Below are 14,935 nucleotides of genomic sequence, written 5' to 3' on the forward strand. Positions count from 1 at the left end.
TAGGAGGGGATTTAGGGGAGGCTGAAGGTCGGGAGGGGGCATATGAAACTAATAAGATTTGGCGAAGCCGGCAATGAAAAACCAGGTGTGTGCATTAATGATGAACATTTCGATGTGTCGGGTTTTATACAGGACTATGATGAACGTTTTTTTGCCAATGGCGGACTTCCGCACCTGGCGTGGATGGTAGAGCAGAACAAAAACATTTTGCGAAAAGTGCCGTCAAATATCAGGTTGGGTTCGCCGGTAGCAAGACCGTCCAAGATTGTTTGTATCGGCTTAAACTATGCAGATCATGCAAATGAAACCGGAGCTGCTATTCCGCCGGAGCCGGTCATTTTTATGAAGTCAACCACATCACTGACAGGGCCTTTTGACAATATTGTTATTCCAAGAAATTCAGCAAAAACCGACTGGGAAGTTGAACTGGCAATTGTTATCAGTAAAAAAGCGAGTTATGTTGATGAGTCGGAAGCCATGGACTATGTAGCCGGCTACTGCCTGCATAATGATGTAAGCGAAAGAGAATTTCAGCTGGAAAGAAATGGTACATGGGATAAGGGGAAAGGTTGTGACACATTTGCGCCGTTGGGCCCCTGGTTGGTAACAAAAGATGAAGTTGAAAATGTAGATGCGCTGAAGCTTTGGTTGAAAGTAAATGATAAAATGATGCAGGATGGAACCACGGCCAATTTCATTTTTAAAATTCCTTTCGTGGTATCCTATATCAGCCGGTTTATGACGTTGTTGCCCGGCGATGTTATCTCCACCGGAACACCGGCAGGTGTCGGCTTAGGATTTAATCCACAGATCTACCTGAAACCCGGTGATGTGGTAGAACTCGGGATTGACGGATTAGGAACATCGAAACAAACCTGTATAGCCTATACCCCCAACCCCTAAACGGGAGTTAAGAAACTTTACTCTTGTTTGGAAATTTGTATAAAGCTCCTGTCAAATAAGCTTCGGAATGTCACAACGAATATTATATAGCGCTTTGAGTATTGATGAAAGTAGCGGGGATTTTGAAAGCCCTCCACCGGTAGGCGGAGATGGGGGTGTCATTATCGATACCCATGTGCATTTTTGGAAATACGATAAGGTAAGGGACACCTGGATGGACAATACAAAAACACTGCAGCAGGATTACCTGCCGGAAACGATAGCCGGTACCCTGAACCGGAATGGAGTCAATGGATGCGTTGCTGTGCAGGCCGATCAATCTGAGCTGGAAACACATTTTTTGGTTGAGCTGGCCAAAACACACCCGCTCATTAAAGGTGTGGTGGGATGGGTAGATCTGCAAAATGAAAAGGTTGAAGAAAGGCTGCAGTATTTTTCTCAGTATAAAAGCATTAAAGGCTGGAGACATATAGTGCAGGGGGAACCTGATGATTTTTTATTAAGGCCTGCTTTTCAAAAAGGAGTAAAAGCTCTGCAACCTTACAATTACACGTATGATGTATTGATCTATCCACGCCAATTGAAAGCAGCGGTCGAATTTGTAGAAAAATTTCCCGATCAGAAACTGGTCATCGATCATTGCGCTAAACCAGAAATAGCGAGCAAAAAAATAGACGAATGGGCAGCCTTGATGAAAGAGATAGCGGGCAACCAGCATGTTTATTGCAAATTGTCGGGATTATTTACGGAGGCCAAATGGAAGCAGTGGAGCCCGGGAGATTTTTATCCTTATCTCGACACAGTGTTTGATTGTTTTGGAGTTGACAGGTTAATGTTTGGAAGCGATTGGCCGGTGATGTTGCTTTCGGGCATGTATGTCCAATGGAAAAGCTTATTGCTAAAATATATGGAAGATTATAAGTCTGAAGACAAGGAAAAAGTATTTGGTGGAAATGCTTCCTGGTTCTATAATGTATGAGTTTTAAAATACTACGGGTACACGGATTTTATTTACACATCTGTAAAGTAAACTAGAAATAAAGCGGATGGTTTTTTTGAAAATAGTTGCGGATTCACAAACATTTTTCCGTGAATCCGTGGCAAAAAAATAAAATATGGATTTGCAAATAAAAGACAAGATCATTATTGTCACAGGTGGCGCCAAGGGCATTGGTGAAGGCATTGTAAAGGCATTGGCGAAAGAAGGAGCCATTCCTGTTATTATCGGGCGCAGTGAAAAAGATAACCTGGATGCTATAGACCGTATTGTAGAAGAAGGTGGAGTGGCGTACGAGGTCACTGCCGAACTTTCCATTCCGCAGGAATGTGAAAAGGCCGTGCAGGAAGTCATAAGGCAATTTGGAAGGATTGATGGAGTGGTAAACAATGCAGGGGTAAATGACGGAGTAGGATTGGAGAATGGCAACTACGACAGATTTATGCAAAGCCTTCATAGCAATCTTGTTCATTACTACCTGGTAGTGCATCATGCTTTGCCGGAATTAAAAAAATCAAAAGGCTCAATTGTCAATATTAGTTCGAAGACTGCAGAAACAGGACAGGGTAATACCTCGGCCTATGCGGCTGCTAATGGAGGACGGAATGCATTGACAAGAGAGTGGGCTGTTGAACTATTAAAATACGGCATTCGTGTGAATGCAGTAGTTGTAGCGGAGTGCTACACACCACTGTATGATAAATGGATCAAAACATTGCCCAACCCTGAAGAAAAATTAAGAGAGATCACTTCTAAAATCCCCCTGGAAAACAGGATGACAACGGCTGAAGAGATTGCCAACATGGTGGCTTTTCTTTTAAGTGAACGGTCAAGCCATACTACCGGCCAGATCATTCATGTTGACGGTGGCTATGTACATCTTGACAGGGCTTTGGCCAACAGTTAGTAGTGAACGTTGCGTGATAAAGTCAAGTACATACAAAAATATTTTTTGATGAAACCAAGAGTTTTAAAAATTCATCCCGACGACAATGTGCTGGTTGCCTTGCAAGACCTGGCAAAGGGCGAAAACATTTTATACGAAGGAGAAGAATATATTTTGCAGGAAGATATCGGCGCCAAACATAAATTTTTTATGCAGGATATGCATACTGGTGACAAGGTCATCATGTATGGCGTGTTGGTTGGAAAGATTCAATTCGATGTTGCAAAAGGAAGCCGCATGAATACGGACAACACCAAACATGCTGCTGATCCGTTTGCATATCGGTCTTTTCATTATCAATGGCAGGCGCCCGATGTTTCAAAATTTAAAGGCAGAACTTTCAACGGATATCATCGCAGCGATGGCAGGGTTGGAACAGCCAATTACTGGCTTTTTATCCCAACGGTTTTTTGCGAAAACAGGAACCTGGATGTAATACGTGAAGCCTTGCACAATGAGTTAGGCTATAATGTCACTGATAAATACAAGCAGTATTCGCATCATCTTTTGGAAGCTTATAAAAAGGGAGAGGATATCAATAGTGTGAACTTTAGCCCTACAGTAAGCAAACAGGACAGGGTTTTTAAAAATATTGATGGTATTAAATTTTTAAATCACCAGGGTGGTTGCGGCGGTACACGACAGGATGCGGCGGTGTTGAGCAACTTATTAGCAGCTTATGCTGATCATCCCAATGTAGCGGGTATTACTTTGCTGAGTTTGGGCTGTCAGCATTTACAGGTGAAGCAATTTTTGGAAGATGTAAAAAAGCGAAATCAAAATTTTGACAAACCGCTTTTAATTTTTGAACAACAGCAATCACAGAGCGAAGAGCAACTGATCGCAGATGCCATTCGTAAGACGTTTGCAGGGTTGATTGAAGCCAACAAGATGGAGCGAAAACCTGCAACACTGGATAAGCTGACGGTTGGTGTGAAATGCGGGGGTAGTGATGGCTTCAGTGGTATTTCGGCTAATCCTGCTGTTGGTTATTGCAGTGACCTTTTAGTAGCATTGGGTGGGAAGGTTTTGCTGGCTGAGTTTCCGGAATTGTGCGGGGCCGAACAAGACCTGATCGATAGGACCAAAGAAGAAGTGACGGCCCGGAAGTTCATGCATTTAATGGAAACATATAATGAAGCGGCGCACAAGGTCGGTTCTGGGTTTCATATGAATCCATCGCCGGGTAATATCAAAGATGGACTGATCACCGATGCCATTAAAAGTACAGGTGCTGCAAAAAAAGGAGGCACTTCCCCGGTTGAAGACGTACTGGATTATACGGAACCGGCTACAAAGCCAGGTCTCAGCCTTGTTTGTACACCAGGCAATGACGTGGAAGCTACGACGGGTAAAACAGCGGCCGGCGCAACGCTGATCTTATTCACAACAGGGTTAGGCACACCAACCGGCAATCCGATTTGTCCAACTATTAAAGTGGCGACGAATTCGTCGCTGGCAAAACGCATGGCCGATATCATCGATATCAATACAGGCCCCATCATTGAAGGAGAAAAAACCATCGAAGAAATGGGTGAAGATATTTTAGAATATTGTATTAAAGCCGCCAGTGGTGAAGTAACTCCCAAAGCGGTACTGCTAAACCAGGATGATTTTATACCGTGGAAACGGGGGGTGTCGTTGTAAAAGCCCCCCTGTCCCCCTAAAGGGGAACTTAGATCGGAGAGCTTTATAATATCTTGGAGTTAATTACTGAAAAAGAAAGGGATAATCGCAATGATTATCCCTTTAAGTTTATGAAATCTATTTTACATCAGCTAATCGTAAGAAATCGTCGAAAAGCAAGGGCTGTGGTCTGCAAGTCTCCCCTTTGGGGGGAGATTTAGAGGGGGCTATATCAGCTCCACACTCCTCTTCACAAACTCAGTCAGTTCTGCACCATTCAACATCCCTTGAGAAAGAAGAGCCAGGTCGAAAGCTTGTTTTGCCATCCTGTTTTGTTCGTCAGCATTTTCTGTTTGGGCAATGCGATTGATCAACGGGTGATTACCATTCACCGTTACTTTATAACTATCCGGCATTGATCCATAGAAACCCATACCACCGCCCATTTGCGCCATATCTTTCATCCGGCGCATAAATTCATCCATGGTTACGGTCACCGGCAATTCATTCGGGCTTAGGCTTTCAACTGACACCGACATACCTGGCTTTTGAATATTTTTTTCAAACACCGATTTTACGGCTGTTGTTTGTTCTTCCGTCAGGATAGAAGGAATGCTGTCGTCTTTTTTTATCAACGCATCGATAGTATCAGAATCGACTCGCTTGATCTGTGTTTTTTCCAGCTTGTGCTCAACCTGGCTGATGAAATGATTGTCAAGCGGAGAATTCATCAGCAATACATCATAGCTTTTTGCTTCAGCTGATTGAATAAAGGCATCCTGTTTTGCGGGATCGGTTGTGTACAGGTAAACAATATTTTCATCCTTATCGGTTTGCAATGGCTTTACCTTTTCTTTGTACTCATCCAGCGTATAATATTCCTTTTTGGTATTGGTGAGCAGGGCAAAGCTTTTTGCTTTATCATAGAATTTTTCTTCGGTGATCATGCCGTATTTCACAAACAACCCGATATCTTCCCATTTTTCTTCATACACTTTGCGGTCTTTTTTGAAAAGATCGGCGAGTTTATCCGCTACTTTTTTAGTGATATAGGTATTGATCTTTTTTACATTGGCGTCGGCCTGTAAAAAACTGCGTGATACATTCAAAGGAATATCCGGTGAGTCGATCACACCATGCAACAACATCAAAAACTCGGGGACAATATCTTTTACCTCATCTGTGATAAATACCTGGCGGGAGAACAATTTTATTTTGTTTGGCTTTAATTCTATTTCTTTTTTCACTTTTGGGAAGTAAAGCACACCAGTCAAATGAAAGGGATAGTCTACGTTCAAATGAATCCAGAATAACGGATCATCGGAGAAAGGGTAGAGCTCTTTATAAAAATCAAGATAATCCTCGTCTTTTAACTCCGATGGTGACTTGGTCCAGATAGGATGTGTGTTATTAATGATATTATCTACCTCAACCGATTTATATTTTGGTTTGCCTTCTGCATCTTCCCCATCAGGCTCCGAATTGGTTTTGGTACCAAACTTTATCGGTACGGGCAGGAATGAACAATATTTTTTCAAAATGCCTTCCAGCTTGTATTTATCCAAAAACTCTTCTGATTCGCTATTGATATGCAGAATGACGTCAGTACCCCGTTTGGTACGGCTTCCTTCACTCAATTCAAATTCGGTAGTGCCATCGCAAACCCAGCAGGCTGGCTCAGCTCCATCCTGGTATGATAGCGTTTGTATCTCCACTTTCTCTGCCACCATAAAAGCTGAATAAAAGCCCATCCCAAACTTACCGATGAGCTCATTGGCATCCTTTGCTTCTTTGAATTTTTCTACAAATTCTTCGGCGCCGGAAAAAGCGATCTGGTTGATATATTTTTTGATCTCATCGGCGGTCATGCCCAATCCATCATCACTGATGGTGATCGTCTTCTTTTCTTTGTCAAAAGCGATTTCCACCTGCAGATCACCCAATTCGCCTTTGTACTGGCCAAGGGATGAAAGCCTTTTTATTTTTTGCGATGCGTCAACAGCATTGGAAACCAGCTCACGAAGAAATATTTCGTGGTCCGAGTACAGGAATTTTTTAATGATAGGAAATATGTTCTCGGTATGAATCGAGATAGTGCCTTTTTCTTGTGTCATAACTGAAATGTTTTGAAAAATTCAGGTTGCCTTTAGCAAGTCCTGTTCCAATTGGAAGGTTTTGGACAAACTGGCAGCCCGGAAGCCCTTCGGCTATCAATAATGAAGGGCAAAATTAAGGTTATCCCTTTTCCCGGATCATTTTGCTGATATTCTCCATCATTTCTATCTGAACTTTTTGAATTTCAAGCAGACGTTTATTATGATACAGCAGCATATGATCGATTTTTTCGTGCAGTAACCGGATCTCCACTTCAGCTTTTAAATTCACCTTGTAATCATGCTCGGCCCGTTTACGGTCCTTGGCCTCCTGCCTGTTTTGGCTCATCATAATGATGGGTGCCTGGATAGCCGCGATACAGGATAAAATAAGGTTGAGTAGAATAAAGGGGTAGGGGTCAAAACCCCTGTTGCGAAACCACCAGATATTTACGGCAATCCATGTCAATAAAAAGCTGAAGAAAATAATAATGAAGGTCCAACTGCCGCCAAATGACGCAACCCGGTCGGCCAGTTTTTCACCTGCCGTCAATTTTTTATCTTTTTTTAATTGAAGACTGCTGGCCAGGATAGTTTTATGTCCGACAGCTTTAATTACTGAATTTTCTACCTCGGTTAACTCGCCTAGTTCTTCCAGCAGTAATTGCTCAATATATTTCCTGCGAAATTCATTCAGCTGGAGATCCGTCAAATTCGCCTTGTCTTCAACGCTTGCAGTCTGCTGCCGGAGATATTCATCGAAAGAATTGATAACGGAAGGTTTCATGATGCCAGGTTTAGCACATTAAGCGATTTGAGCTGCAATAAATTAAATAAAAAAACGGAGACCGGCTCCCGCATGCTTTACACATAAATTCTTTCGATGGCGTCTTTATATTTTTCAGAGATCACCTTTCGCTTCATGGATAGCTTGGGCGTCATTTCCCCGGTATCAATGCTCCATTCATTGGGCAGCAGTTCAAATTTTTTTATCTGCTCTACATGATTGAAGTATTTGTTGAAAGATTCAATGATGTCTTTATACAATGCTTGTATTTTTTCATTGCGCAGCAATTCTTCGTTGCTGGCATCCGGGATATTGTTATGGCGGGCCCATTCACGCAGGTTGGGGAAAGAAGGAATGATGAGCGCCCCTACAAATTTTCTTTCGGGCCCTACTACCATCACCTGCTCGATAAAAGGTGATTCTTTCAATTTATTTTCAATCGATAACGGGGCTACATATTTGCCACCGCTTGTTTTAAACAATTCTTTTTTGCGATCAGTTATTTTCAAATACTTCTCATTGACCAACATGCCAATGTCACCTGTATGAAACCAACCATCAGTTATTACTTCGGCAGTGAGGTCAGGCCGTTTGTAGTAACCCACCATAATATTAGGTCCTTTGCAAAGTATTTCTCCATCTTCCGCAATCTTTACTTCAACGCCATCAATCAAAGGGCCCGTGGTGCCAAACATCCTGTCTTTTTCCTGGAAGCGATTAACGGAAATTACGGGTGATGTTTCCGTAAGACCATAACCTTCCATGATCACAATTTTTGCAGCGGTAAAGATCCGGATCAGGCGAACCTGGCAAGCCGCTCCGCCGGTAATGACGCAGCGGATATTATTACCCAACGCTTCCCGCCATTTGCTAAAAATAAGTTTGTTGGCCAGTTTGAGTTGCATAGTATACCAAAAGCCCTGGTTGGCATTGATCTCAAATTTTTCAGCAAGGCCATGCGCCCAGAAAAATAATTTCTTTTTGACACCAGTCAGTTCATTCCCCTTCAGCATAATCTTGTCATACACTTTTTCCAGCAGGCGGGGAACGGTGGTGAACATATCGGGTTTCACTTCTTTCAGGTTGTCACCAATGGTTTCCAAACTTTCAGCATAGTAAATGGAAGTACCCCGGAACATATAGAGGTAGCTTACCATTTTTTCAAAAATGTGATTCAACGGCAAAAAACTTAACGCCTTCATATTTTCACCCGGCGGAAAGCAGGGCAGGCAGGCAAGGACATTGGATAAAATATTCCGGTGACTCAACATTACTCCCTTTGGCGTACCCGTGGTGCCGGATGTATATAGAATGGTAGCTACATCTTCATAAGCTATTTTTTCTGAAATGGATTTTATTTGCTCAATCAATTCGGGTGTGGCTTTGTCGGTTACTTCCTTCCAGTATTTTGCATTGGGAGCATGTTCAAACGTATAAATTTCCCGCAGGCTGGGAATGCGGCCTTTCAGGCTCAGTACTTTTAAAAAAAGGTCCTCATCATTGACAAAAGCAATTTTTACCTGTGCATCTTTTAAGATAAACTCCAGCTCATTCACATTGATTGTGGGATAAATCGGAACAAGGATAGCACCTATTTGCTGCACAGCCAGGTCAAGCATCAGCCATTCGGGCCGGTTTTTACAAAGTATAGCTACTTTATCACGACCTTCTACCGTCATATCATTGGCCGAAATACCCAGGCCTAGTAACCCGGCACTCAGGTTATTTACAATACCTGCTACTTCTTTGGTACCATATTTTTTCCATTGTCCGCTCTCTTTACCAGCGAGCATCACGTCCAGTGGCTGCCGCTCTAAATGCCAGGCGAGGCAATCAAATAATCTCCGGGGTTCGTTCATAATGCAATCATTAAAGGGTAATCAGTTTCCACAGTTAAAAACTGTTATTAAAATAAACAAATTAGTCAAAATATCATAAAAAGCCCCGATCTCAATAAGATCAGGGCTTTGTTCTATTAAGGAAGTGGTTAGTTTAAATGACAGCCGATAAATACTACTATTCACTCAATGTCGTTTACTTGAGGAAACCAGAATTGAAAATTGGGCATTAAAAATTGGATATTGAACATTTCTTTAGCACGAATAAATGTTCAATGCTCAACGCTCAATTTTCAATGTTCAATAAAAAGAACTTTAGTAAACGACATTGACTCACCATTCACTAATTCACCTGGTAATACTGTCCCGCAGGCATTTTGAAAATTCTGTTTCGCTGAAATTGGTTGAAAGCTTCGTATTGATCCGCATGTGTTTTAGACCAGGTATCATAGGTGGCCAGGTTTTCGGAAGCACCAAACAGCCATTGATTGTACGCTTCAAACATTCCTGCTTTCAATAACTGTTGCTGGTAATCAAAGAGACGGAGTGGAAATTTGGTCGCATTATTTTGGTACCAATCCAAAATAAACCGGGTGCGGATCATGGTCAGTGTTTCGGTAGTAATACCTTTATTGGCAAGCGATGACTGCTTACTCATGGTTTGTAAAAAAGCTTTGGCGAACTCACTTTTATTTTTTTCTTCACCTTTCATCAGGTCAGCTTCAGCAAACAGTTTCTCTTTATATGCTTTTAATATCAGTGCCTTCATCGCCAGTCCTCTTTCAGACAGGCTTTCCATGTTTACATATATCTCGCCATAGATCAGGCTCCACACTTTATCTTTTGTATAGAAGTAATACAGCGCAGCATTGTAATAATTGCCGCTGTAGGAGGGGTCAGCTTGTATACCTTTTTCCCATTGATTGATAGCGGAATAATCTTTAGCAGCAAAAAGTAACTCACCATATTCGCTATACAACGGCCCGCTTTTTGGAAATTTTTTCAATCCTTTCTTATAAACCTTATCACATTCTTTTACTTCTTCCAGCGCTTTGTACACATTGCCTGCTAATTGAAAGCAAACTACGTCAGCGTCATCACGGTCAACCAGTGTTTTCACCTTATCCAATGCTTTGCTATAATCTCTTTTGAGGTAATAGCTCATCACCAGGTCCTTCTGCAGCTCAAGATTGTTTTTATCCTGTTGCAATGCACGGCTCAAAACAATAATGGCATTGTCAAAATCGCCGGATCGCATAAATGTCTTTGCTGTTTCGTGTAATGTTTTCGCATCTTCCGTTTGTGCAAAAACAACTCCAGCTGAAAGTGAAAGAATAAATAGAAAAAGTACTTTCTTCATCTGTTATTATTTATAACTCAATCTGCAAAGTAAACAAATTGAAATAGTGATACAGCCGCCATTACAAGATTAACAATTTCGATTTCACCGGAACATTTCAAGAAGCAGTCTCTCCGTAAGTCCCTTTAGGGATTTAGGGTATGCGTCAATAACCCATCCCTCAATTTCGGTTCAAACCAGGTGCTCTTGGGCGGCATTACATTTCCACTGTCTGCGATGTCAAACAACTGCTGGATCGTAACGGGATAAAGACTGAATGCAATTCTCATTTCACCGCTGTCTACTCTTTTTTCCAATTCTTTTAAGCCTCTTATTCCACCCACAAAATCAATCCGCTTATCGGTTCGCTGGTCTTTTATGTCCAGTAGTTTATCTAAAATATTATTAGATAAAATAGTTACATCCAATACGCCAATAGGATCTTCTGAATAAGTGTCTTTGCGGGAGGTAAGGATGTACCACTGTTTATCCAAATACATGCCGAACTCGTGTAGCTGGCCCGGCTTTACAGCTTCAGCACTTTGCGTAATGGTGAAATCATCCTGCAAGGCGCTAATAAAATCATCTGCATCCATGCCATTCAGGTCTTTTATCAAACGGTTGTAGTCTAAAATGGCCAACTCACTGGCAGGAAAGATGGTGGTCAAAAAATATTTCGCCGCTTCATTTCCCGGCAAGGCTGTACTTACTTTAGCGGCAGAAGCGGCACGATGGTGCCCGTCAGCTATGTATGTAGCTGGCACTTTCTCCGCAAATAAACGGGTGATCTCGTCAACCTTAGCCACATCATCAATTATCCAAACGCTGTGACGAATTCCATCTGTTGCTGTAAAATCATAGACAGGCTGCTTAGAATTTTTCCAGTTATAAATAATCGTGTCAATTTCATGCACATTGTTATAGGCAAGGAAAACATTACCGGTTTGTGCACCGATCGTTTTCATATGATCGATCCGGTCCTTTTCTTTTTCAGGACGGGTAAACTCATGCTTTTTGATCACATCATTGAAATAATCATCAACAGACGACACGCATACCAAACCAGTTTGGCTGCGGCCATTCATGATCAACTGATAGATATAATAACAAGGCTTTTCTTCGCTAAAAACAATTCCCTTTTGTTGAAACTGCTTCAGGTTTTCCTTTGCTTTATCATATACCGCCTGGCTATGCAGGTCTGTACCATCGGGCAGATCAATTTCGGCTTTTGTAATATGTAAAAAAGAAACCGGGTTTCCATTCGCTTCTTCTTTTGCTTCTGCGCTGTTCAATACATCATAAGGGCGGGACGCCAGTTTTTCGGCGATGTCTTGTTTGGGTCGTAGTGCCTTGAACGGTTTTATCTGTGCCATTTAGTTTTAAGTATCTTTTTAAATGTTATCCTTTCCTGTTTGCAAAATCTTTCATTAAATCGGTAACTGCAATTACGCTATCAATCGTTAACGCATTGTACATGGATACACGGAAACCCCCGACACTGCGATGGCCTTTTACGCCGTACATGCCTTCTTTTTTGCAGAGATCCAAAAATTCTTTTTCCAATGCCGCATCGCCCATAATAAATACAGCATTCATTTTACTCCTGTCTTCTTTGGCAACCGGCCCCTTGAAAAGCGGTAAGCTATCCAATGTATCGTAAAACAGTTTTGCTTTTGCATCATTTAATTTTTCAATGGCGGCTACTCCGCCCATGTTTTTCAACCAACGCAGGGTTAGCATTGCTACATATACTGCAAACACAGGTGGTGTATTCAACATGCTGGCTTCTTTGATATGATTGCGGTAATCCAGTATCGAAGGAATTTTGCGGTCCACTTTTCCCAGGATGTTTTTATTCACTACTACCAGGTTAACCCCAGCGGCGCCCATATTTTTTTGCGCACCGGCATAGATCAGATCAAACTTATTGAAATCAAGCTGGCGGCTAAGTATATCGCTGCTCATATCGGCCACCAATGGTATTCCCCGGTCATAGGGAATGTTATGCCACTGTGTTCCGGCAATTGTTTCGTTGGTAGTAATATGCAGATAGCTGGCGGTTTGCGCAACCGTCAGATTTTTTGGGATAGTAGTGTAGTTAGTGTCTTTGGATGAACCACCAATCTCTACATGACCAAACAATTTCGCTTCTTTGATGGCTTTGCCCGCCCATGTTCCTGTTTCCGTGTATACAGCAATATCATTTTCATTCAGCAGGTTCATGGGTATTTGCATGAACTGCGTCGTGGCTCCGCCATGCAGAAACAAGACCTCATGATCCGAATCCAGTTGCATCAATTCTCTTACTAAAGACCTTGCTTCCTCCATCACCGCTTCAAACAGGGGAGTACGGTGACCAATTTCTAAAATGGAGAGACCGCTATTATTAAAATCAAGAATCGAACGGCTGGCTTCTTCAAACACTTCTTTGGGAAGAACAGATGGCCCGGCATTGAAATTATGGATACCTCCGACCCCTCGCAAGGGCGCATTAGCAACACTCATCATTGAATAAAATTTAGAAGTGCAAATGTAGGAATATGCGGCCAGTATACTGGCGCTAAACTCCCTTTTAGGGGTTGGGGGTTTCATGTTCCCTGACCTTTAAGGAACTGTTTTTCCATGCATTATTCAGGCTTTCAAATTCCTTGAGTTCAGCTTCAGAAAAACTTTTGTTAGTTAGTTTGGTGAGATCGGGCTGACCGGCATTCACCCATGCTGTGTACCAAAAGGATGCAACAGCAAAAATGGATTGGCGCATTCGTCGTTCCACCATGCCTTTGAGCTTATCATTGTAAGCTTTGGCATACGAAGAAGAATATTGACGAATGATTTGCCCGTTGCGGTCTTCAAAAGCATATCGCTGATCTGCGGGAACGGCGAGTGACAGCTCTTTTTCAAATTTTAAAACGGTGTCCGCAGCAGCCGCACTTTCCAGCACCCTGGCCCAAATAAAATCAGCAGGATTTTTTATGTATTCTGCATTGCCAATGAAAAAATCCCAATCTTTTTCGGCCATCAGTTCGGGTATCCGGCTTTCCCAAAAACCATGAATACCCTTTTGATCAGTATATTGACCATTGTGATTGCTGCTGGCGTGCAGCGGCACATGCGAATCGGCAATATAATGTCCGATCTCGGCTGACAGCTTTAAGATCTTTGCCTGGTTTTTTTCTTTAAAAGCATCGGTGAGGCGATACAGCATGGTTTGCAACCACCAGGGTACAATGCCATGCATATTCAGTGTGTCTTCGGAATATTTAGCAACCGCTTCGCTCCATTTACGGGGCAGTGAATCATAAGGATAAACGCCATAACGGTCAATATCGATATAATGCCGGGGTCCTTCTTCCGGTATGGCATATCTCCTTTTATCAGGATCAACAGCATGTTCTTCCAAAAAACTGATATAGGGCTTGTAAAGAATCATCATTTCCGGCGGTAAAAGGAATACTGCATACTGGTTGATTTTTCGATGGGCATAAAAACCCCAGCAAAAGCTTTTGTGAGCAATCAATAAAATAAAAGTCAGCGCAACAATTTTTTTCATTGCAAACTCTTGATGTGTAATCCTTATGCTTTTCTTTAAGATTGAACTCTTTCGGCATCCAGATCAACGACACCACCCGTGACGGCGTATTTCATCGCTTCACCCGAAGTGATAGTATCGATCTTCCGGACTTTTTCTTTTGGTAAGATATATAATTGTCCCGCAAAATTGTAGGCCTGCGGAACGTAAACGGCTACTTTATCGGCACCCATTTCAAATTTTTGCATTTCCTCATCGGTTAAAAAACCAATGATCCATACATCGGTAGAAAAAACATTGGCCAGCACCGCCTTACTAAATCGCTTTTTATCACCGGCAAAGGCTTCAAAAAAATCTTTGGTAGAAGAATAAATAAACTTAATGACTGGGGTTCGTTCCATCCACTGATCGAAAAAACTGATAAAACTGCCCATCAAAAAATTGGAGCTGATCCATCCCACCAATATGATGAAGACAACGATTATGACAAATCCTAAACCGGGGATATTCAGATAAGGTCTTAAGATGCTATCCACTTTATCAAATAACCAATACAACGCATAAGCGGTGATGGCGATTGGCGCAAGAATAATAATACCCTGTATAAAAAAACCGAAAATTTTTTTGACTCGTGAACGGCCTGCAGTGCCGGACCCTTGACTCATAGACAGTGAGTTTTGTGACAAAGATAGTGAAACGCCTATGTTAGTCTTTAACGCACAGGTACGTTTAGAGGCGTTCCATCTGACCTAATTAGGGTTTGCTGATTTTGTATCAAAGCCTTGCCCATGTTGAAGTTTGGTTAATTTAGATTAACCAAAGTGCAAGGAAAAATGGCAAAAGCGAAAAAAAACCGTGCATCTAAAACTAGATATGT

Annotated in this window: 12 protein-coding genes; 4 read left to right on the plus strand and 8 right to left on the minus strand. The window is 42.0% G+C overall.

Annotated features, from left to right (window positions below):
• Positions 1-42: 42 nt before the first annotated feature.
• From P2W73_RS24645 to P2W73_RS24660, 4 genes are all read left to right on the plus strand, one after another.
• Positions 43-903, plus strand: a complete 861-nt coding sequence (locus tag P2W73_RS24645) for a fumarylacetoacetate hydrolase family protein (RefSeq protein WP_276504770.1) — start codon at positions 43-45, stop codon at positions 901-903.
• Positions 904-970: 67 nt separating this feature from the next.
• The gene (locus P2W73_RS24650; protein WP_276504771.1) at positions 971-1,882 is read left to right on the plus strand and encodes an amidohydrolase family protein; all 912 of its coding nucleotides are present in this window, start codon (positions 971-973) and stop codon (positions 1,880-1,882) included.
• Between the two features lie 136 nt (positions 1,883-2,018).
• A complete protein-coding gene (locus P2W73_RS24655; RefSeq protein ID WP_276504772.1) occupies positions 2,019-2,807 on the plus strand; it encodes an L-fucose dehydrogenase in 789 nt (262 codons plus the stop codon).
• Between the two features lie 48 nt (positions 2,808-2,855).
• Positions 2,856-4,493, plus strand: coding sequence for a UxaA family hydrolase (locus tag P2W73_RS24660; RefSeq protein ID WP_276504773.1), 1,638 nt, complete (start codon positions 2,856-2,858; stop codon positions 4,491-4,493).
• 206 nt (positions 4,494-4,699) lie between these two features.
• Here P2W73_RS24660 and htpG read toward each other — a convergent pair whose 3' ends face one another.
• The 8 genes from htpG to P2W73_RS24700 all read right to left on the minus strand — a co-directional run bounded on the left by htpG (position 4,700) and on the right by P2W73_RS24700 (position 14,723).
• Positions 4,700-6,586, minus strand: a complete 1,887-nt coding sequence (gene htpG / locus P2W73_RS24665; protein WP_276504774.1) for a molecular chaperone HtpG — start codon at positions 6,584-6,586, stop codon at positions 4,700-4,702.
• 121 nt (positions 6,587-6,707) lie between these two features.
• The gene (locus P2W73_RS24670; RefSeq protein WP_276504775.1) at positions 6,708-7,352 is read right to left on the minus strand and encodes a DUF1003 domain-containing protein; all 645 of its coding nucleotides are present in this window, start codon (positions 7,350-7,352) and stop codon (positions 6,708-6,710) included.
• Positions 7,353-7,429: 77 nt separating this feature from the next.
• A complete protein-coding gene (locus P2W73_RS24675) occupies positions 7,430-9,211 on the minus strand; it encodes an AMP-dependent synthetase/ligase (protein ID WP_276504776.1) in 1,782 nt (593 codons plus the stop codon).
• Between the two features lie 322 nt (positions 9,212-9,533).
• Positions 9,534-10,550, minus strand: a complete 1,017-nt coding sequence (locus tag P2W73_RS24680) for a tetratricopeptide repeat protein (RefSeq protein ID WP_276504777.1) — start codon at positions 10,548-10,550, stop codon at positions 9,534-9,536.
• Positions 10,551-10,675: 125 nt separating this feature from the next.
• Positions 10,676-11,902, minus strand: a complete 1,227-nt coding sequence (locus tag P2W73_RS24685; protein WP_276504778.1) for a DUF1015 domain-containing protein — start codon at positions 11,900-11,902, stop codon at positions 10,676-10,678.
• A 25-nt stretch (positions 11,903-11,927) separates the two neighbouring features.
• The gene (serC, locus tag P2W73_RS24690; RefSeq protein WP_276504779.1) at positions 11,928-13,121 is read right to left on the minus strand and encodes a 3-phosphoserine/phosphohydroxythreonine transaminase; all 1,194 of its coding nucleotides are present in this window, start codon (positions 13,119-13,121) and stop codon (positions 11,928-11,930) included.
• Entirely contained in the window at positions 13,102-14,079 is a 978-nt protein-coding gene (locus P2W73_RS24695) for a zinc dependent phospholipase C family protein (RefSeq protein WP_276504780.1), read from the minus strand. The genes serC and P2W73_RS24695 overlap by 20 nt, the downstream gene beginning before the upstream one ends.
• Before the next feature lie 35 nt (positions 14,080-14,114).
• Positions 14,115-14,723 (minus strand): DUF502 domain-containing protein, encoded by a 609-nt coding sequence (locus P2W73_RS24700; RefSeq protein WP_276504781.1) that lies wholly within the window; start codon positions 14,721-14,723, stop codon positions 14,115-14,117.
• Positions 14,724-14,935 lie beyond the last annotated feature (212 nt).

The sequence above is a fragment of the Terrimonas pollutisoli genome, assembly GCF_029360765.1.
In the GTDB taxonomy this organism is placed as follows: domain Bacteria; phylum Bacteroidota; class Bacteroidia; order Chitinophagales; family Chitinophagaceae; genus Terrimonas_B; species Terrimonas_B pollutisoli.

What these genes read in the sequence shown, in the direction of transcription:
- P2W73_RS24645 (WP_276504770.1), top strand. Translation starts at nt 43, where the DNA reads ATGAAACTAATAAGATTTGGCGAAGCCGGCAATGAAAAACCAGGTGTG.
- P2W73_RS24650 (WP_276504771.1), top strand. Translation starts at nt 971, where the DNA reads ATGTCACAACGAATATTATATAGCGCTTTGAGTATTGATGAAAGTAGC.
- P2W73_RS24655 (WP_276504772.1), top strand. Translation starts at nt 2,019, where the DNA reads ATGGATTTGCAAATAAAAGACAAGATCATTATTGTCACAGGTGGCGCC.
- P2W73_RS24660 (WP_276504773.1), top strand. Translation starts at nt 2,856, where the DNA reads ATGAAACCAAGAGTTTTAAAAATTCATCCCGACGACAATGTGCTGGTT.
- htpG (WP_276504774.1), bottom strand. Translation starts at nt 6,586, where the DNA reads ATGACACAAGAAAAAGGCACTATCTCGATTCATACCGAGAACATATTT.
- P2W73_RS24670 (WP_276504775.1), bottom strand. Translation starts at nt 7,352, where the DNA reads ATGAAACCTTCCGTTATCAATTCTTTCGATGAATATCTCCGGCAGCAG.
- P2W73_RS24675 (WP_276504776.1), bottom strand. Translation starts at nt 9,211, where the DNA reads ATGAACGAACCCCGGAGATTATTTGATTGCCTCGCCTGGCATTTAGAG.
- P2W73_RS24680 (WP_276504777.1), bottom strand. Translation starts at nt 10,550, where the DNA reads ATGAAGAAAGTACTTTTTCTATTTATTCTTTCACTTTCAGCTGGAGTT.
- P2W73_RS24685 (WP_276504778.1), bottom strand. Translation starts at nt 11,902, where the DNA reads ATGGCACAGATAAAACCGTTCAAGGCACTACGACCCAAACAAGACATC.
- serC (WP_276504779.1), bottom strand. Translation starts at nt 13,121, where the DNA reads ATGAAACCCCCAACCCCTAAAAGGGAGTTTAGCGCCAGTATACTGGCC.
- P2W73_RS24695 (WP_276504780.1), bottom strand. Translation starts at nt 14,079, where the DNA reads ATGAAAAAAATTGTTGCGCTGACTTTTATTTTATTGATTGCTCACAAA.
- P2W73_RS24700 (WP_276504781.1), bottom strand. Translation starts at nt 14,723, where the DNA reads ATGAGTCAAGGGTCCGGCACTGCAGGCCGTTCACGAGTCAAAAAAATT.